Annotated in this window: 19 protein-coding genes; 9 read left to right on the forward strand and 10 right to left on the reverse strand. The window is 60.4% G+C overall.

All coding sequences use genetic code 11. From position 1 onward, the window contains the following. Nucleotides 1–16: 16 nt before the first annotated feature. The 4 genes from ACTOWJ_RS07550 to ACTOWJ_RS07565 form a co-directional block, all read right to left on the reverse strand. Nucleotides 17–598 carry a hypothetical protein gene (locus ACTOWJ_RS07550; protein WP_441333987.1) on the reverse strand — a complete coding sequence of 194 codons (582 nt, stop codon included), beginning with the start codon at nt 596–598 and terminating at the stop codon, nt 17–19. Nucleotides 599–626: 28 nt separating this feature from the next. Beyond that, nucleotides 627–1,184, reverse strand: a complete 558-nt coding sequence (locus ACTOWJ_RS07555; RefSeq protein WP_441333988.1) for a hypothetical protein — start codon at nt 1,182–1,184, stop codon at nt 627–629. Nucleotides 1,185–1,614: 430 nt separating this feature from the next. Next, nucleotides 1,615–2,046: a hypothetical protein gene (locus ACTOWJ_RS07560; RefSeq protein WP_441333989.1), complete on the reverse strand. Its 432-nt coding sequence runs from the start codon at nt 2,044–2,046 to the stop codon at nt 1,615–1,617. A gap of 643 nt (nt 2,047–2,689) precedes the next feature. Beyond that, complete coding sequence (locus ACTOWJ_RS07565; protein ID WP_441333990.1) at nt 2,690–3,310, reverse strand: response regulator; 621 nt, start codon at nt 3,308–3,310, stop codon at nt 2,690–2,692. A gap of 268 nt (nt 3,311–3,578) precedes the next feature. Here ACTOWJ_RS07565 and ACTOWJ_RS07570 point away from each other — a divergent pair, with 268 nt between their 5' ends. The 9 genes from ACTOWJ_RS07570 to ACTOWJ_RS07610 all read left to right on the forward strand — a co-directional run bounded on the left by ACTOWJ_RS07570 (nt 3,579) and on the right by ACTOWJ_RS07610 (nt 10,702). Next, nucleotides 3,579–4,163: a hypothetical protein gene (locus ACTOWJ_RS07570; RefSeq protein WP_441333991.1), complete on the forward strand. Its 585-nt coding sequence runs from the start codon at nt 3,579–3,581 to the stop codon at nt 4,161–4,163. 47 nt (nt 4,164–4,210) lie between these two features. After that, the gene (locus tag ACTOWJ_RS07575) at nt 4,211–4,969 is read left to right on the forward strand and encodes a hypothetical protein (RefSeq protein WP_441333992.1); all 759 of its coding nucleotides are present in this window, start codon (nt 4,211–4,213) and stop codon (nt 4,967–4,969) included. Nucleotides 4,970–5,003: 34 nt separating this feature from the next. Beyond that, nucleotides 5,004–6,122: a type IV secretion system protein gene (locus ACTOWJ_RS07580; protein ID WP_441333993.1), complete on the forward strand. Its 1,119-nt coding sequence runs from the start codon at nt 5,004–5,006 to the stop codon at nt 6,120–6,122. Between the two features lie 131 nt (nt 6,123–6,253). Then, the gene (locus ACTOWJ_RS07585; protein ID WP_441334362.1) at nt 6,254–6,619 is read left to right on the forward strand and encodes a DUF4189 domain-containing protein; all 366 of its coding nucleotides are present in this window, start codon (nt 6,254–6,256) and stop codon (nt 6,617–6,619) included. A gap of 643 nt (nt 6,620–7,262) precedes the next feature. Next, entirely contained in the window at nt 7,263–7,904 is a 642-nt protein-coding gene (locus ACTOWJ_RS07590; RefSeq protein ID WP_441333994.1) for a hypothetical protein, read from the forward strand. A 4-nt stretch (nt 7,905–7,908) separates the two neighbouring features. Then, nucleotides 7,909–9,246, forward strand: a complete 1,338-nt coding sequence (locus ACTOWJ_RS07595; protein ID WP_441333995.1) for an XVIPCD domain-containing protein — start codon at nt 7,909–7,911, stop codon at nt 9,244–9,246. A gap of 93 nt (nt 9,247–9,339) precedes the next feature. Beyond that, nucleotides 9,340–9,972, forward strand: coding sequence for a hypothetical protein (locus ACTOWJ_RS07600; RefSeq protein ID WP_441333996.1), 633 nt, complete (start codon nt 9,340–9,342; stop codon nt 9,970–9,972). Further along, nucleotides 9,966–10,301 carry a hypothetical protein gene (locus tag ACTOWJ_RS07605; RefSeq protein ID WP_441333997.1) on the forward strand — a complete coding sequence of 112 codons (336 nt, stop codon included), beginning with the start codon at nt 9,966–9,968 and terminating at the stop codon, nt 10,299–10,301. The genes ACTOWJ_RS07600 and ACTOWJ_RS07605 overlap by 7 nt, the downstream gene beginning before the upstream one ends. Beyond that, on the forward strand, nt 10,301–10,702 hold the full coding sequence (locus tag ACTOWJ_RS07610; RefSeq protein WP_441333998.1) for a carbon storage regulator: 402 nt from the start codon (nt 10,301–10,303) through the stop codon (nt 10,700–10,702). Before ACTOWJ_RS07605 ends, ACTOWJ_RS07610 begins: the two co-directional genes overlap by 1 nt. Here the strand turns inward: ACTOWJ_RS07610 and ACTOWJ_RS07615 are convergent. Genes ACTOWJ_RS07615 through ACTOWJ_RS07640 form a run of 6 tightly spaced genes read right to left on the reverse strand, consistent with a single transcriptional unit; the run spans nt 10,592 to nt 16,109 of the window. After that, complete coding sequence (locus ACTOWJ_RS07615; protein WP_441334374.1) at nt 10,592–11,032, reverse strand: hypothetical protein; 441 nt, start codon at nt 11,030–11,032, stop codon at nt 10,592–10,594. The genes ACTOWJ_RS07610 and ACTOWJ_RS07615 overlap by 111 nt on opposite strands. A 2-nt stretch (nt 11,033–11,034) precedes the next feature. After that, on the reverse strand, nt 11,035–13,248 hold the full coding sequence (locus ACTOWJ_RS07620) for a phage tail protein (RefSeq protein ID WP_441333999.1): 2,214 nt from the start codon (nt 13,246–13,248) through the stop codon (nt 11,035–11,037). After that, complete coding sequence (locus ACTOWJ_RS07625) at nt 13,241–13,450, reverse strand: hypothetical protein (RefSeq protein WP_441334000.1); 210 nt, start codon at nt 13,448–13,450, stop codon at nt 13,241–13,243. Before ACTOWJ_RS07625 ends, ACTOWJ_RS07620 begins: the two co-directional genes overlap by 8 nt. Before the next feature lie 2 nt (nt 13,451–13,452). Further along, the gene (locus tag ACTOWJ_RS07630; RefSeq protein ID WP_408952099.1) at nt 13,453–13,689 is read right to left on the reverse strand and encodes a hypothetical protein; all 237 of its coding nucleotides are present in this window, start codon (nt 13,687–13,689) and stop codon (nt 13,453–13,455) included. A 48-nt stretch (nt 13,690–13,737) separates the two neighbouring features. Beyond that, on the reverse strand, nt 13,738–14,553 hold the full coding sequence (locus ACTOWJ_RS07635; protein ID WP_441334001.1) for a phage BR0599 family protein: 816 nt from the start codon (nt 14,551–14,553) through the stop codon (nt 13,738–13,740). Then, nucleotides 14,550–16,109, reverse strand: coding sequence for a hypothetical protein (locus ACTOWJ_RS07640; RefSeq protein WP_441334002.1), 1,560 nt, complete (start codon nt 16,107–16,109; stop codon nt 14,550–14,552). The genes ACTOWJ_RS07635 and ACTOWJ_RS07640 overlap by 4 nt, the downstream gene beginning before the upstream one ends. Nucleotides 16,110–16,248 lie beyond the last annotated feature (139 nt).

Below are 16,248 nucleotides of genomic sequence, written 5' to 3' on the forward strand. Positions count from 1 at the left end.
GCGGCGCCGCATGCGCTCAAGGGTTACACGCTATTTGCCTTCTATCGGCCTCTCCTGTTGTATCAACCGCCGGTTGCTCCAACTGGAAGGTCTTGTACTCGGTGTGGAACATGTAATAGCAAGTGCTTTCGAATAGAACCTTTCCAGTGCTTGCATTCAGCACTTCAACAGAGAGGAAGAACTCGGGATCGGAGAAGATTGCAAGTGGGCGGACTGTAGGACCAACCGTGCCGGCGTCTAGCACAAGCCTGTGGGTGAACGAACTCTTCGGAAGGTCAGACCTCATCAGGCTAATCACCTGTGATTGGTACCCTGTCGCGACCGACCGAGTCCTCTCTACTGGCCCGTGGATGAAGCCCATATTGCTTTCCACTCGAATGAAATATCGCAGGTTTGACCTGCTCGTATTTTGAACCTCAAGGTCTAGCTCGGTTTTGCCGAGCTTAATTAGACGGACAGGAAGGGCGCCCGGCTGCACTACAACGGTCTCCGAGTAGTCACTCCTGTACTGAAGAACCGATATCCCAAGAGCTACGAAGCTGACGATAAGAGCGACTACAGAGACGCCCGTGGATACTTGGTTCGATGAGATAGTCATATCGTGAACGGTCGGCCTGAATCAATTGTTATGCAATTCGCCAACGCTCAATCCGACGCGCAGCCTCTGAGGACAATTTCTTTGACGCCTCATAGCGATCCAGCAGTTCCGCAGCCTTGCTCTGCATTCCACATGCTGCCGCTTGGTCCAAAATCCAGTCTATATTTCTCCTGCCATCACAGGCGGATGCGACTGACTCTTCGCTACGTCGGTGCGCCAAGTACTGGCGGTAGGTCATTGACGTAAGGTTTAGGCGCTCCATCTCAGCGTGTTCACGCGCCTTGTTCTTTGCGGGGAATGAAAGGAAATAGTCTGCGATCAATCGTTCCGACAACGCATCAAAGGCTGCGTAAGCGGCGCCCTCTTGCTGTCGAGCAGCAATATGCTCAGTCTCACTTGAGCGAAGGACGAAAAAGGGTGCTTCATTTTCACGGTGCCATTTGTTGCGGCATTCTTCGCAATCTATGGAGTAGGAACTGTCTGCGCTGCTCCAAGGATTATCCTGCGTTGTGACGTGTTGGATAATAGTGCCGTTGCCGCAAGGGCATGGCCCCCTGTCGTGCGTCGTAGTTTCCGAAGTACTCATAAAATTTCCATAGATAGCTGCGCCTGAATCAAGTCGAGCCGCGAAGAGGCTTCGGCTTTACCGGATTGTCAGATTGCAGTTGCGACCGCCCGTTCCGGGAATCGCCAAGCGATCAGCTTGCGGCCAGAAGCGAACAAGTGCCGGCGCGTTTGAGAAATTACGGACCTTGCCCGTTTGTCCGTGATGCGCCTTTGATTGTGGTGGACAACCTCCAGCACTCCGCCTCCATTAGCTGTCAGTGTGAACCCGAATCCTGCGCCATGATCTAGGCTTCTGAAATGACATTGATAAGGGAGAAAAGCGCCTACGAGTAGCTGCTCGAACTCTTGAAAGGTCAGATCCGGCCTGTGGTCAGTCACGAGAGTCTCCAGTGCAATTAATGCCAGCTAGAATTAGGCCCAGCTGCTAAGCGGCTTCACCCTAGGCAAATTCAAATATTCTTGGTCTGGATTTTTGGACCGCACCCAGAGAATTCTGGATTGGTGGGCAGAAGGCGCCGATACTTGTACTTCAGCGAGTGACCCAAATAGATGACATCGCGCCGTTGATCCTCAAGTTCGACACCTTGCGGAACTGAAACTTCCAGTGTGTTTGCGTCGAGCCAACGCAGGCCGATGCCATGCTTCAACGTGTGAAAGGCGACAACGTTGCCGCCCAGTCGGTGGGAGTCTATATCGCAATCTGTCAGTGCTTGGGTAACGACGCCACCTGAGCCGTAGTCGGCTTGGTAATAATGAGCGCCACACTTGCCGCCAGGATAAGTAACGGTCGGTCCAGAACAGGTGGCGTAGTCGGTACCCGAGCAGCCACTGAGAAGAGCGGTTGCGCTCGTGATGCCAGCAACGACCAACCATTTGTCCATGAGCGGAACCTGTCCTTGTCGGGGCCTTCCTATCGACGCATTAGGTCTCACGAGCAGTGGTCGGATCAAGCGGTTTGATGGGGCACTGGGGTCAAAACGTCAAAAAAACTGTTGACTCAGACCATTGCTAAGTCACTGATTCGTATAGGCGCCCATTGGTCGGCCGACCACAGGTCTGGAGAAAACGGCCCGGAGAGAGGCGAAAAAAACGCCAAACAGCCCCTATGTGGATAACTCGCCGACCAATGGAAAACGCAAAAAGCCTCGGAAATAAGGCCTTTTTCGTCGTTGCGACGAGGCGTAGAAAAAGTTGAGGCTGGGAGTTTGGTGCGCCCAAGGCAACTCGGGGCTAACTCTCTTGATCCCCCTATGTCCCCTCTTGTCCTCTTGTGTCCGCTCGCTGCTTTCGGGCTGGCGAAGCGGGACGCGTGCGCGGCCCGTTCGGTGGCGGCTTGGAATGCAGCGCCGCAGTGACCTGCCCCCGCTACTGCCTGGACGGATGTTTCGGCGTGCTCCGGTTGACGAGGGGTGGCGGATGGCGCTGGGGCAGGCACAGGCGCAGGGGCGGCAACGTCGGTGGCCGGCGGCGGCGTGTCAGCATCCGACGCTCGCGTAACTTCAGGCCGCGGTCGGCCCGGCACGCTTAGTAGGGGTCGCCGAAACCGGCAACCTTGGCCATGGCGACCAATTCGGCTTCGGTTTTGATGCGGAGTTCCTTCATCAGTATCGACTTGTGCCGCCGCACCGTTCCCTCTTTGATCCCGAGCGCGAGTGCAATTTCACTTGTGGATTTGTCGGCTGCGAGAAGCTTCATAACCTGCGCCAAGCGCCCTTTGATCCGGTCCATCGCGCCGTGGTCAAACAAAGAGGCTCCGCCAAGCAGTTGATCGAAGTACCGCTGGCCTTTGGCGACCTTTCTGACCGCTCGAATCATGACGGCCCCGTCCGACGCTTTCACGACATATCCAAGCGCGCCAGCGCTCAACAGCTGCGCCGGTATTGCAAGCGTGTCGACGGACGAGACGATAAGGATCTTGCATTCTGGATCCTGTCTGATGAGCTGCTTCACCACTAGCAGGCCATTCCCCGGCGGCAAGTAGTAGTCGCAAAGGACGACATCCGGTTTCAAGGCTGCATATGCAGCTAGCGCACTAGGGACCGAATCTGCAGTACCTACCACTTCGATTCCGGCTGCGGGTCCGAGAAACACTTTGAGCCCCGCAATCGCCATCGGATGGTCATCAACAATGAGCAAGCGAATCATGCGCCCTCCTGGCTAGATGAATTATCGGGGGGCGACTTAGCCAGATATCCGTTAGAGCTTTCAAGTTACTTTCGTTCAATGGCCAGACCCCGCTTCTGAGGTGTCACACATCTCGTTCAGGTAGAAACGAATCGGCCGGCTGAATTCCATTGAACGAAAGTCATGTTTGTTCAATGGAACCGTTTTTTTGCACGTTTTTCGAAATAAAGACTTGCAATCCGGTGGGGTGGAAGGTATCCCTATGCCGCGACACGGAGGGTCGTATGTCATGACAGAAATCGGAATTCAGTTTGCTTTTCGCCACGGCGGCCTGAAGGGAATCACGCGGATCCGGAAGGATGGTCGGGTCATCGGTTACCAAGCGCGGACCCTGTTGCCATCGAAGAAGAGCCTGACGAAGTACTTCAGCGTCGATAGCTACGGCGCAGCGTCGGCTCTAGCAATGGCGCTTACCGAAAGAAAACACCAGTTGGCCGAGCGTGACCGGCTGGCCGGTGGGGCCGCGCCTGGTCGTACTGTCCGTAAGAAGCGCACCAACCGACCGACGATGCAGTTGATCGATGTGGATCGCGAGGCTGAGGTTGCGGCGCAGTTGATGTCCAGTTCGAACGTGGATTTCCTTGGGATCGATCGAAACGACATCACGAACGCGGAGGGCTGGTGCGTCGCGATCGATCGGCGACGCAAGCACCTTCGCCAGTATTTTTTTGACGCCGCCTACGGTGGCGCAGAGCAATCGCTCGCCGAAGCTGTCGCATATCGAAACAGCCTTGCGGTGTACTCGGCTCTCGTTAAACGCAGGGCCGCTGCCGGCAAAGCCACCAGGTCGCCCGCCTCCAAGGCCCAGGGCTAGGTGCAACGTCATCGTTAGCAACATCACAAATGGATGTGGAGTCGGGAATGAACAATCGCAGCAGAGCTAAGCACCGCTCGATCAGGGGGGCTGCAGCAGTCGTCATCACATTGATCGGGATCTCTGCCGGTCCAGTGAGCGCCCAGATGATCACCAAAGACCCAACCAACTTCATGGCGAAGCTGGAACAGATCAGTAAGGACGCCGTCGAGTTCGGTAAGAACGCCAAGCGCTGGGAGGAGACGGCCAATCACTATCAGCAGCAGATGATCAAGCTGCAGCGCTTGAGCTTCGGGCAGACGCAGATGGAGGACAGCTTTCCGGCGCGGCCAGCCGACTACGGCATGGAGGATATGTGTCCGGGGCCCGGCAGAGGCATCAGAGACCAACTGACCAAGGCTTTCCGGCAAGCGATGCCAAAGCTTGAAGGCAACGTCGTAGACGAGCAGTTAGCGATTTGTCAGCGCATGGTCTATGCCGAGAACATGAAGTACAACGAGTCGGTGAACATGCTCCGCACGTTGATGCAGCGCAGTCGCGAGTTCGCACAGATCGAAGGTCAACGCGACAGCGTCAGTGGTAGCCAGGGGGCACTAGCGGCTAATGACAACGAAGCCTATCGCTTCGTCGCCCGCAACCAACTGGAGTTGGACTATTGGCAGGCCCGCATGAAGGCCTACGACGACTACATTGCCGCGCTCAAGTGGGATCACACTCGACTCGCGAAGCGTGCGCTGCGCGGCAAGAAGGGTGCGCTGGACGGCATCGTCCCCACCGACGTGATCAAGTCAGCTCTGGGCCAATGAGCCGCTCATTCATCTTTCAGACGGACACATCGCAATGGATTTGTTGAACACCCCGCTGGATCTACTTCACTGGCTCTCGCCTTCGTCGCAAAGCGGCTTGTCCGACTACGCCCTGTTTCGCCTCATCAGCGGATGGATTACGACTCGGGTCGAGGACTTCGGACTGGCACTTATGGGACGCTCGATGGCCTTTGTCGGCGGCGTCGGGCTCAGCTTTGTCACGCTCTGGCTGCTCTTCCAAGGCTATCGAATCCTCAGCGGTGCTCAGGAATCGATGATGGGGACAATTCAGAAAGGCGCGTGGATCGCCATGGCCTTCGGCGTTGCGACCACGATGGCTGTGAACAACATTTCGTTGAACTCTTTCCTGACCAAGGATATGGATAAGGCAATCCACGAACTTGTCACGGGCAAGAAGGATCAGACCACAGCAAACAGCATTGATAAATCGCTGGCTGTCGTACAGCTAGCGATGACAGCAATTGATGGCGTCCAGCTTCTTGAGGCGGATCCCGAACTGCAGGAGGAAAAGCGCAGTGCAAAGGCGTGGGCGACCGTGGGCTCTGCGGCTCCTGCGATCGCGGCAGGCTCCATGCTTCTGCTTTGGACAATTGCGATCAATCTTTGGATTGGTCTCGGGCCTATCTTCATATTTGCTCTAGCATTTCCAGCCACTAGGGCTTTTTTCATGAATTGGTTGAAGTACGGACTTGGCACCCTATTCTCGATGGCCGTGCTGAGCTTTGTCGCTAACCTACTATTGGATCTGACCGTTCGAATTGCGGTGTTCATGTGGGTTGCTAAACTCGTCAACATTCCCGGAGCCGCAACCGAGGGCATCACAAATCAAGCCATGCAGCAAGGAGGCGTTGGGATGATCATGACGGTAATCATCATCGGTGCGCCTCCACTGGCGGCTCATTTCTTCCAAGCGCAAATTGGCAATGCGATGAGCGCCTCTGCTTTCGGCAGATATGCCCAGACCGGCACTACCGGCACTACTTCCACTTCAGCATCGCCGCCTGCGCCTGTACAACCCAGGGATCAGATTGATCTACCGCCAGTACGACATAACCAAAATAGCGTGCGAACGATGACGGAATCGCAACCGGCGCACGCTAACGAAATAAAGAAGAAGGACACGAGGGACTAACAGTGAACAGATTACTGCTTGCAACGACCTTGCTGCTTTTAGTGCTATCACATGTAGCTCGTGGCGAGGGCGGCTGTCCGCCGGGTCAGATGCCTGGGCTCATGACCGAACCCGAAGGCACTGCCCGGTCAATGGCAAGTTGCGTGCCAATTCCTACGGCACCTGAGCCACGTTGGGCAAACCGCTGGGGGGCTGTTGCGAACGACAAGACCGGTATTTTCGGTGTCAGCGTCAATGAGGCCACCGAGAAGAGAGCGGCAAAATCAGCTATTGCCGACTGCAAGAAGAAAGGAGGCGCGGACTGTGCGTCTTCCTTTACCTATGGAAATCAGTGCGTATCGATCGCGACAAGCGATTCAGATTCAACAGTGGCTAGAGCCACGGATCTGCGGACGGCAGAAAGCGACAGCCTTCAAGGTTGCCAGAAAGCTAGCAACGGGCAGCTATGTGCTGTTTATTACAGCGCCTGCAGCCTGCCAGTGAAGGTGGCTCGATAGCTTGGCGTTGACCGTCTCGTCAGTACAGCGAAAGCCGTGCGCGCTTCGATTCAGTCGAGAGATTCAATGAAATGATTCCAAATGCTAAACACTGCCCCAGTGATACGGACTTGGTCGGCGGCGCTGCGGTAGTGGCACCTGTCTCCATGCTCCTCTCGCTCGGCGTTGCTGCCGTTGCATCGAAGCTTCAAATGGATTTGCTCACACCGATTGTTTGGATCGCAGCTATCGGTTCGGCGTGTTGCCATGCTTGGCTCGCTTGGCTACGAACTGGCCTAGCGATTTGGCTCTATCACCATCTGGCGAGCCAGTGGGGAAGCATCAGAGTCCCCGCTGTAGCGCCAACACGACGGCGAGCTAGAGGACTAGCTCTCGGCGCGCTTGTAGCGTGGATCATTACAGGACTTCAGTTCACATGGGCGATGGTGCTGAACGTGAAGTACGTGCTGCCAATCACCTTGGCAGGCTACTCCGTACTCGTTGGGATGTCCGCCGCGTACTCCCTTGCCTTCTTGCATTCTCACAAGGCGCTACGCGCAGAGCTGAAACAACTGCAAAGCGTGCCGCCGTCGTGCAAAGTCGACCTATGAATTGTTGCGCAGAGCGTTCCGATGCGCCGTCGCTCTTTCGGTTGAACAATCACATGAAATCAAATGCCCTCAGAGCCACCGCTGGCACAATGTTAGCTGTGCTACTAGCAAGTTGTTCAAATGCCGTCAGGAACCCTAATTACGAGCGCAGCAGCAATCCAAAGCAACGATACAACGTCGTCGCGAAGATTGATGACGCGCCAGGCCGGTTCAGCATCGCTACCGCGAGCGTGAAATATGAAATTGGCCCGACGAAAGAATGCATGCCGGATGCTGAGCCGTTCACCGGAGTATTCCCCACGCCTGATACTGCCGGTGTCGAGAGTGGGGTCAATGTGTTGTCGCCAACCGAGTACTCATTCGATGTGTATCTCGATGGAATGGTGTCTAAGGACTACTTCGGGAAGGGGATTTGCAACTGGCTCGTTCAGAGCGCGGGAATCACGGTAGCCAAGTCTCGAAGTCCTGACTTCCTTGGCTTCCACGCATCCTTATCCGAAGCCCAACTGAAAAGTGGGAAGCCGGTTGTGTTGTACGTTCCTCGGAAACCCTATTTCGACCCGCCACGGAGATTGGATTCCACCATGTATCCGAGCGGAGAATCTGGCCTAACGGAGGAAACCCTGCGATCTGTAGGGCGATTTGATCCGGGCAACTCTTTCACCATCACGTTAACCGCGACCGCCAAGGACTAGGGCTATGACGATCAGTAGCGCTCACTATGCGGAACTCAGCGAGGCCGCCTACGATCCGCCCAAGGCGGATAGCGAAGGTAAGCGGATAAAGGAGATCGACGGAGTCAAGTACACAGTATTGGCAGAAGCAGATACTCGTTCTGGCTACCAAGGTCTAATCCTTCAGCGTGAAGGAACCAAGGAGATTGTGGTAGCGCATAGGGGCACCGAATTTACCCGCCAATTTATCCAAGATGTGGCGAGTGCGGATGGTGGAATGGTCGCGCAACGTGTTAATGCGCAAGCTGAGGATGCAATTGCCTTTACCGCGAAAGCCGTAGAGCTCGGTCGCCAACAAAGCGTCTCAGTGACGGTGACTGGCCATTCGCTGGGAGGATGCTTAGCCCAGATCACCGCGGCCAAGCTCGGCCTACGAGGCGAAACCTTCAACCCTTACGGGGCGGCCGATCTCAATTTGCGTATTCCCGAAGGCGGTCACCAAGTCATTAACCACGTCATGGCAGCTGATTTCGTAAGTTCCGGCAGCCAGCATTTTGGTGAGGTCCGAGTTTACGCTAGCCGGCATGACGTCAATACGCTGTCGGTCGCGGGCTATGCCAATAACGACGCAAGGATAACGGACCAACGGAACTTGCCAGTCGCCCTCGCGTCTGGTGCGTTGTCGCACAGCCTCCACAACTTCCGCGATGAAGGGCCGGGGGGAGCGAAGGACATGTCGGTCCTGCGCGACCCCGAAACGAAGATCAACGCGCATCGATTTGAAGCGATGATCGATAAGTTCCGTGATGATATTTGGACCTTACGTGAAGGGGCATCAATCGGATCGGCCATCCTGCGTGGGCCCATGGGGATCGCAGATGAGATCGGGCGTCACCTGCCCGAGAAGCAACCCGAGAGTCCGTTCAAAGACGCGCACGGCGCGCTGCCGACGAGTAGGGGCAATTCGTACGACCCGCGACATCCCGATCATCCGCAGCACCCGATGCACGGCACCATCCATGCCGGCATCGAGAAGATCTACGCGTCGCACGGCCACCAGTTCGATGAAAGTGGCCAGCGCACTGCTGCGGCGCTGCTCGTCAAGGCTCAGCAAAGCGGTCTGGATCAAGTGAACCATGTCGTTCCTGGCCGCAGCACCGCTGCCGGCATTGATGTGTTCGCCGTTGAGGGCGAGTTGCATGACCCGACGCACAAGCGCGCCTCGGTGAACACGGCAGTGGCGGCACAGATCCCGGTCGAGACCTCGTTCCAGCAGTTGGCCGCAGCTGAGCAGAAACAGACGGCGAGCCAGGAGCAGCAGAGCGTAGAACAAAATCGGACGCAGGCCGCCCGCACCGCGTAAGCCTGCTCTTTTTCCCCAACCCGACCTCAGCCGCACCGCCCCACAAAGGGCGGCTAGGAGCGCTTTGTGTCCCGATTTGAGTCACCGGCGTATATGCATCCCCTGCTGCCGAATTGGTTACGCCGGTTTTTTGTTCGAAAGCCCAGCAGATCGGGGGAGCACGCTGCCGGTTGTTACGAAGCCGCATTCGTGGCGGCCCAGGCGCGCTCGATCCTCTGGGGGTTGCGTCCACCTGCGATGGAGCCGTTGCCGGTGCGCTACGCGTCACCGACCGCTATTGCGGCGGTTCGTTGGCAACTGCACCGCGCCATTGGCCACCTCAGCGAGGACATCGTCACCACGCAGCGCTTTGGCATCACTGCGGCGGTTCGAACGATGTTGGAGGCGGAACTGAAGGTGCCGCTGGCCTATACGCTCGGCTACGTTCGTCAGAATGGGCAGCGGCTGTGCTGTACGCCGATAGAAGGTCTTGAGCAGATGTTGCGCACCGGAATCGCGCCGGGTGCGCGCGTCAGTCTCCATGCGTGGCTCACCTTGCCGAGCCACGAGGTCATCGACCTCAGCTTTTGGGCACTGTTCCCGGATCTGAGCGGCGCCGAAGAGCGCGAGATGCGAAGTCTGTTCATGCATCCCGATCAAATGCTGGGGCGCTCCTACTTTCCGCAGTGGATCGGTGACGGATTCGTTCGTCGGATCGGCGTCCTAAAGGAGTACGAGGGATGGTAACCGTGCCGTCCGTGATCTTTCAGGTTGTCTATCGCGGGTCGTTGAATTGGCGCGTAGTAGCCGACGGCGTCGAGAACTATGTTCCGTTCGCCACGCGCGAAGCGTGCATTGCCGCCGCCACGGCGCGTGCGCGCCACCATCACTTGACCTATGGAGTAGCCGCCGAAGTATGGGCACCACGAATCGGTGGCGAGAACGAATGTGTCATGCGCTTCATGACGCCCGACGACCTCGACGCATTGCTTCGATGGTCCAATGCGAGCATCCAGATTAGGGATGCTTGCGAGGATTACGTCCTGCAATCTCCTAGCCTGTGGCAGGTGCGCTGATGCTGGTGCTATCGCGCTTACCAATGCAAGCGTTGTTGATCGGCGAAGAGATCGAGGTTCGCGTGTTGCGCGTGAGCCGCGGCGGCGAGGTTCGCTTCGGTCTGACGGCTCCGCGCGACGTGGCCATCCTACGCGGCGAGCTACTGGATCGGCCTGCCGATCACCCCTCACGCCATCCCAAGCTGAAAAAGTCTTCCGCCCGCCGACGAAGCCCCCGTTGGCAGAGCGGTAACTGCGGTGGAGGAGACTACCCGCCGGCCGATGGGGGCCGGCGGGCTGCGGATTGTGGGCTACTCGGCGAAGAAGCCAATAGCATCCAGCGACAGCCAGCCCAGCGTTCCAGACGCAGGCTGCGAGAGCAGTACGTCGCCATTGCTTCGTACATCCACGCGGGCCGGTGACGCGGCGTCGCAGTTTGCGATGAATACCTGCTGCGCGGGAGGACGAAAACCCGCCGGCAGAGTGAGGACGATGCTGCCGCCTGCGCCACCTTTCACCAGCCCACGCAGCTGTACCCGGCCGCCGTCCTTACGGTACCCCGCGGCCGCAAACGCGTCGCCATAGTTCGACCATGGGGAGGTGAGTGTCGGCACTTGCCAAGCGCCTTTGCGTAGATCAGCCACGGCCACAGCCGTGGCGATTCGGGTCTGGCCCGCCTGCACCATCGGGATGAGTTCGGTGCCCGTGAGCGTCGCCGCCGCCGGCAGTTGCGAGAGTTTCTGATTCGCCATGGTCAATCCTCCACAATGAAGTCGCCCGCCTCGATCACCAGGTCGTCGCCGACCTCGGTGCGAAGCAGGCCGTTTTTGAAGTCGAAGGTGTGTGCAGCTTTCTGCCAGCTGGTCAGCCCATCGCGCGTCGCACCAATCTCCGCGCGCACCCGGTGTGCCCCCTTGAGCGGCGAGGTGTGGCTCGTGCCCGTGATCGCCGCCGGGCTGTCCAGCGCCGTTCCGGCGATGGCATCCAGTAGCCGCACGACGTAAGCCGTGCCCACTTCCGGACCAATCGATCCTTGGCCGTGGTCGACCAGTTGATCGGCCTGCAGCTTACGGTCGCGGTGTGCCCAGGACAGAGCCAGGTCGCCGTCGATCGATGCCGGATACCGTTGGCCGTTGAGCTTCAGGTCGCCCGGCGGGTACGGTCGCACCTGCCGCTGGACCAGCTTGATCATATCCACGGGCGCCAGTGCCGGGTCCAACTGCGCGCTGGACGTTCGCGTCAGCAGCTTGGCCTGCACGGTCTCGCCGACGCTGTAGTCGGTCGGATCGTTGGCGGCAAAGTCGTCGTAGAACCAGATGCGCGCTCCGACCGCGTGCGGTACCGGCACCGTGTCGGCGCACCCGCGCGCCAACGTCGCGGTCTGCGCCTGCGGATCGATAGCGACAACCCGCACCACCTCGTCCTCGATCAACGCGGCGGTGCCGGCGGCGACCTGATCCAGTCCCAGGCCTGACGCCAGCTGCACGGCGAGCGTGGTGGCGGTCATGACATCGGCGAGCACTGCTGTCGGGCACCAATCGCCGACACCGGCCTCGGTGTACTCGCCACTGCCCACCCGCGTGGTCAGCACGTAGTTCAGCGCCAAGCCGGTCGCTTGCTCGGCCACGGCCAGCACTGCGCCGACATCGGCTGGAACGGCGGCGAGCGCCGCGGCGTTGAGCGTCGTCGCCAGATCCCGGTAGCTCGCCTCGATCAACCGCCGGTTCGGCGAGGGCTGTGGAATGCGATCGGGCGGGGTCCACACCGGCGGTTGCGGCTCCAGATACGCCGTCGCCGGCAGCCCGAACACGTCCTGCACCGCGGCGACGGTAATCGCCCCCTCGACCAGCTTGCCGTCATCGAAGGTACCGACTCGCAGAACCAGGTTGTCCAGGCCCCGGAAGGGATCGCGGATGCGGAACACGCTACCGGGCGCGAGGATGCCGCCGCGGCGGTCGAAGCGCAGCTTCAGTCGCTTGAGGCCCGAGCAAGCGATGGTCAGATCGCGCATGCCCACCCGCCCGGCCAGCTCTGCTGTGGGCAGTCCTTTGTACTGGGTGTTGCTGGACGCGACGCCACCGGTCGCTTGAATGCCGGCCAGGTCCTCGACCCGGATCTGGCGCTCTTCGTCCTTGATCGGGTCGTACCAGGTCACGATCAATTGATTGATCGCGCCGTCCTGCGCCCCGCCTTCGTCTTCCTCGATCGCCAGCAGGCCCGACTCGTAGTCGAACACCGGCAGGTCTTCGTTCCGATAATCGTCGCGCAGTAGCTTGAGCGTCAGGCGGCCGGTTGAACGGTCGGTGTACTGCGCCGCTCCGATGTGATCAATGACCACCTGCATGAAGTCGGCGATGGAAGACTGTCGGTTCCACCTCAGGCAAAGACCGAAGGCTTCGGCATGCAGCGTGTCGGCTGCGGCGCGGTAGCTCGCTTCGTCCAGCACACCGCGATCCAGCCCTCGTCCCCAATCCCGGTTGGTCAAACACTCGACCAGGATGTGCGCCGGGTTCATGGCGCGGATGGCGTTGTTGGCGAGCCAGATCACCGCCTTGTCGGGATACCAAGGCGCGCCGTCCCACCCCATCAGCGCGCGACGCACGCGCATTTTCCACGGCTTCGGATACGGATTGTTGGCCGCGATCTGACCGTCGAAGTATTGGGTGGTGACGTTACGGAACGCGGGCGTCGGCACACCGTGCAGCGCGCCCAGCGCCGGCAGCACCGCTTGGGCGGCCTCGCCCATCAGCACGTCGAGCCAGCCTTTGATCCCGCCTTCGCCCTTATCGCCACCAAACAAGTCGGGCTTGTTGATAAAGATGCGGCCGGTCTTGGTGATCGAGCCTTTCCAGGCTTCGCGATCTCCGACCTGAATCTCGACCAGCTCGTCCAGCGGGCCGCGCGACAAGCCCATGTGCAGCCCGAACAGATAGCGGTGTCCGACCGTCTGCTTTTTACTGCTACCCACGCGCTGCCTCCACACGCGCGAATGCGACCAAGTGCAGACCCAACGCATCGCCGGTCGCTTCGATGATGTCGGCGTCGATTCCGTCGCGAACGAACGCGCTCCAATCCAAGCCGTAGTAGGCGAACCACTCGCGCCCACCTTGGGCGCAGTAGCCCGGCCGCGCCCCGAAGCCCGGTGCGCGGCGCAGATGATCCAAGGTCACGATCACTTCTTGCCGCCCTTTTGCTTGATCGGCTGCGTCCGGTATTGACCGACACCGAGCACCATCCAGTCCGGCGTCCAGACATCGCCGAATACCACCGCCTGCGGCGTGCCTTCGGTGCTCTGGGGAAACTGGAAATCGCCGAAGGCTGCCGGCTTGGCCTGCGGCGCCTTCGGCCGTGCGGCGGCCGAGACGAAATAACTGATAACCCAGATCGCGAGCTGGACCCAGATGTTCATGAGATGTAATCCAAAGGAGGGCGGCTGTCGCCGCGCGCATGTCAGGCGCTAAAACAAAGGCGTGCCGTCAAACGGCGACTTGCCGGGCAGACCCGGTGCGCCGCCGTAGTTCGGGGCGTTGTTGAACTTGCTGTGGCAGATCGTCATTGACCGGCCGCAACCGGGATACGCGATGACGGCTTGGCCGACACGCAGGCCATCGCCGGCCCCCAGGAGCACCAAGCGTTCGCCGATATGCGATCGAATGCCTCGCCGCTCCAGTCCCGCCTCGCCCAGATCCCAGGCCAGAAACCCGCCCGCGAACCAACCGCCCGGGTACTGACTGAAGATGCCGGCCGTGACTACGTTGCCGGCGAGCGTCGTCAACGACGCCGGAACACGGAACGACTCGGGATTGACGCCGCAGTTGCGGTCGTAGAGCGTGTAAGGGCAGCCACGCGTCCATGCCAGCCGCAAACCCGGCTGTCCGAGCGCGGCGTCGAGCGATTGGCAGCGCACCTCGGTGCTTTGCAGCGTGGGCCGGTTGACGCCTGCAATGCGGCCCATCCAGACCACGCGCGCATCGCCATCGCCTTCGTGGACATCGCGCACTACGACGGCGACCTCGCTCGACGGCGGCAGACCGCGGTACAACCGCGCCACCTCGAAATCGCCAGGCGCGGTGATCGTCAGCATGTCGCTGGCGGTATGGCCGGACTGGCGGATGCCGTCGTCGTGGATGGCGACGGCACCGTAGACCTGCGTATCGAGCGCGTAGTCGCGGTCGCCGCCGGTGTAGCGCCAGCGCTTTGCACCGCGCACGAACTCGTACAGCCGCTGCGGATTGCCTGCTGCGGTCGATCGTTCCAGTTGTTCGAAGGTCATACGGGAATGGGCGTGTCGGTATCGGGATCGCGCACAGCGCGCAGGACGATGGAAGCGTCGGCGGCGCCGTCGCTGTCGGTGTGATGCTCGATTTCGGCTTCGTCGCTGTCGCCGCGGCTGAGCACCAGGAAACTGATTCGCAGGACGTCGCGCGTGCGCAGATCGACACCGAGCGCGGCATCGACCGTCAGGCGCTCGACGTCGTCGTCCAGTGCCACCGCTGCCGTAATCCGGCGGTGGAACGCCTGCCCGTCCCGCAGCTCAATCCGCACGTCGCGCCGACCTGGCCGCAGCCCCGCAAACCGGGCCAGCCCGACGTTGGCCACGTCCATTGCGGTCGCGGTGCCGGCGACGTTCGCGACCAAGACCAGGTCGTCAGCGTGGGTCGGCCGCCAGACCGCGGCTTGCCGCCCACGCAGGGTGTACAGCCAGGAGCGGACGTTGGCGCGTTCGACGCGGCCGTGCATGCGCCAGGCATGCGCCTGCGATACCGCGGCCCAATCCGCTGGGTCTAGCACGAAGGGGCGACCGAACTCGTTGTCGAGCGTCAGCAACGCACGCTGCCAACCGTTTGACAGCGACTCGGTCTCATCGGGGCGCTGCGTCAGGACCGGGTATCCGCGGTACATCGGCGCGTCCGTGATCACCGGCCACTCGCAGGCTTCGACCACATCGAATCGCGCACGGACCGAGGCCGCCTGATCCGTCAGGCGCGTGACTTTGGGCGGTTCGGCCAGTCGCGCGGTACGAACCGGGTACAGGCGTGTGCCCCGCGGCCATGCTTTCGTGGTCGGATGCCGCAACGTTATCGACGCGCCGCCAATGGCCTCGACCTCTGCGACCTCGACATCGAACGCGGTCTTGCCGCGCAGCTGCACCAGACCGCCGACGCGGAAGTCGCGATGACTAGGGTCGCAGGCGATCACCCGCACCCCAAGTGCATGTTCGTTCGATAGCCACTGGACATCCGGCCAGATCGGCAGCGCCCACGTGCGACCGCCCCAGCCAAACACGGCCAGATCCAGCAACATCCGCTCGCGTCCGTCCACGATCATGGTCGCTTCGAACGACCGGCGCGGCGCCGAGCGCAGACCGCGGCGCTGCTCAACTTGGGCCGGGCTGGTCAAAATGTCGGTCTTCCACGCCAGCCGCTCCAACACGCCCCGCGACCAATCAGGCACGAAGGCCCAGGCCACGATGCGCTGGCCAGTGATAACGACCGGGATCGCGGCGAATCCGTCGAACCGGAAGGACAGCGTCGCGGAGATCACTGGCGGGCCATCGGTGCCGACCGCGATCTGCCACGTTCGCTCTGACATCGGCGCGAACGGCAACGGCGGCGTGCCCGGCGCCGTCAGGACAATGCCTTCGCCGTCCGACAGCGCCGCATCGGTCAACGTCAGCGCGCGGGCGCGGTACGCATTCCACACGCGCACCGCGCGTTGCTGCACGCTGCTGACGTTGCCCAGGTTCAGCACCTGCGGTGCGACGTGGATACGATCGAAGAAGTCGTCGCCGAACATCGCCTGCGGCGCGCCAACACGGCGGTCGGCCACATGGCCGGGCACATCGACGGTACGCGGCCCGAAGCCGGGCGCGGCGCCGAGTGCGCCACTGGGCCGGCCGTCCCAGAACGGCGGCGATTTGAAATAGTCGCCCTGACCGCTGAAGGTCAGCGGCCAAAGGGCGGGCCAG

Source organism: Lysobacter sp. CA199 (genome assembly GCF_052078715.1).
Classification (GTDB): Bacteria; Pseudomonadota; Gammaproteobacteria; order Xanthomonadales; family Xanthomonadaceae; genus Lysobacter.

Coding starts and splice junctions, on each gene's coding strand:
- ACTOWJ_RS07570 (WP_441333991.1), top strand. CDS start 3,579: ATGACAGAAATCGGAATTCAGTTTGCTTTTCGCCACGGCGGCCTGAAG.
- ACTOWJ_RS07595 (WP_441333995.1), top strand. CDS start 7,909: ATGACGATCAGTAGCGCTCACTATGCGGAACTCAGCGAGGCCGCCTAC.
- ACTOWJ_RS07605 (WP_441333997.1), top strand. CDS start 9,966: ATGGTAACCGTGCCGTCCGTGATCTTTCAGGTTGTCTATCGCGGGTCG.
- ACTOWJ_RS07575 (WP_441333992.1), top strand. CDS start 4,211: ATGAACAATCGCAGCAGAGCTAAGCACCGCTCGATCAGGGGGGCTGCA.
- ACTOWJ_RS07610 (WP_441333998.1), top strand. CDS start 10,301: ATGCTGGTGCTATCGCGCTTACCAATGCAAGCGTTGTTGATCGGCGAA.
- ACTOWJ_RS07560 (WP_441333989.1), bottom strand. CDS start 2,046: ATGGACAAATGGTTGGTCGTTGCTGGCATCACGAGCGCAACCGCTCTT.
- ACTOWJ_RS07590 (WP_441333994.1), top strand. CDS start 7,263: ATGAAATCAAATGCCCTCAGAGCCACCGCTGGCACAATGTTAGCTGTG.
- ACTOWJ_RS07585 (WP_441334362.1), top strand. CDS start 6,254: ATGGCAAGTTGCGTGCCAATTCCTACGGCACCTGAGCCACGTTGGGCA.
- ACTOWJ_RS07555 (WP_441333988.1), bottom strand. CDS start 1,184: ATGAGTACTTCGGAAACTACGACGCACGACAGGGGGCCATGCCCTTGC.
- ACTOWJ_RS07630 (WP_408952099.1), bottom strand. CDS start 13,689: ATGAACATCTGGGTCCAGCTCGCGATCTGGGTTATCAGTTATTTCGTC.
- ACTOWJ_RS07580 (WP_441333993.1), top strand. CDS start 5,004: ATGGATTTGTTGAACACCCCGCTGGATCTACTTCACTGGCTCTCGCCT.
- ACTOWJ_RS07635 (WP_441334001.1), bottom strand. CDS start 14,553: ATGACCTTCGAACAACTGGAACGATCGACCGCAGCAGGCAATCCGCAG.
- ACTOWJ_RS07615 (WP_441334374.1), bottom strand. CDS start 11,032: ATGGCGAATCAGAAACTCTCGCAACTGCCGGCGGCGGCGACGCTCACG.
- ACTOWJ_RS07550 (WP_441333987.1), bottom strand. CDS start 598: ATGACTATCTCATCGAACCAAGTATCCACGGGCGTCTCTGTAGTCGCT.
- ACTOWJ_RS07600 (WP_441333996.1), top strand. CDS start 9,340: ATGCATCCCCTGCTGCCGAATTGGTTACGCCGGTTTTTTGTTCGAAAG.
- ACTOWJ_RS07565 (WP_441333990.1), bottom strand. CDS start 3,310: ATGATTCGCTTGCTCATTGTTGATGACCATCCGATGGCGATTGCGGGG.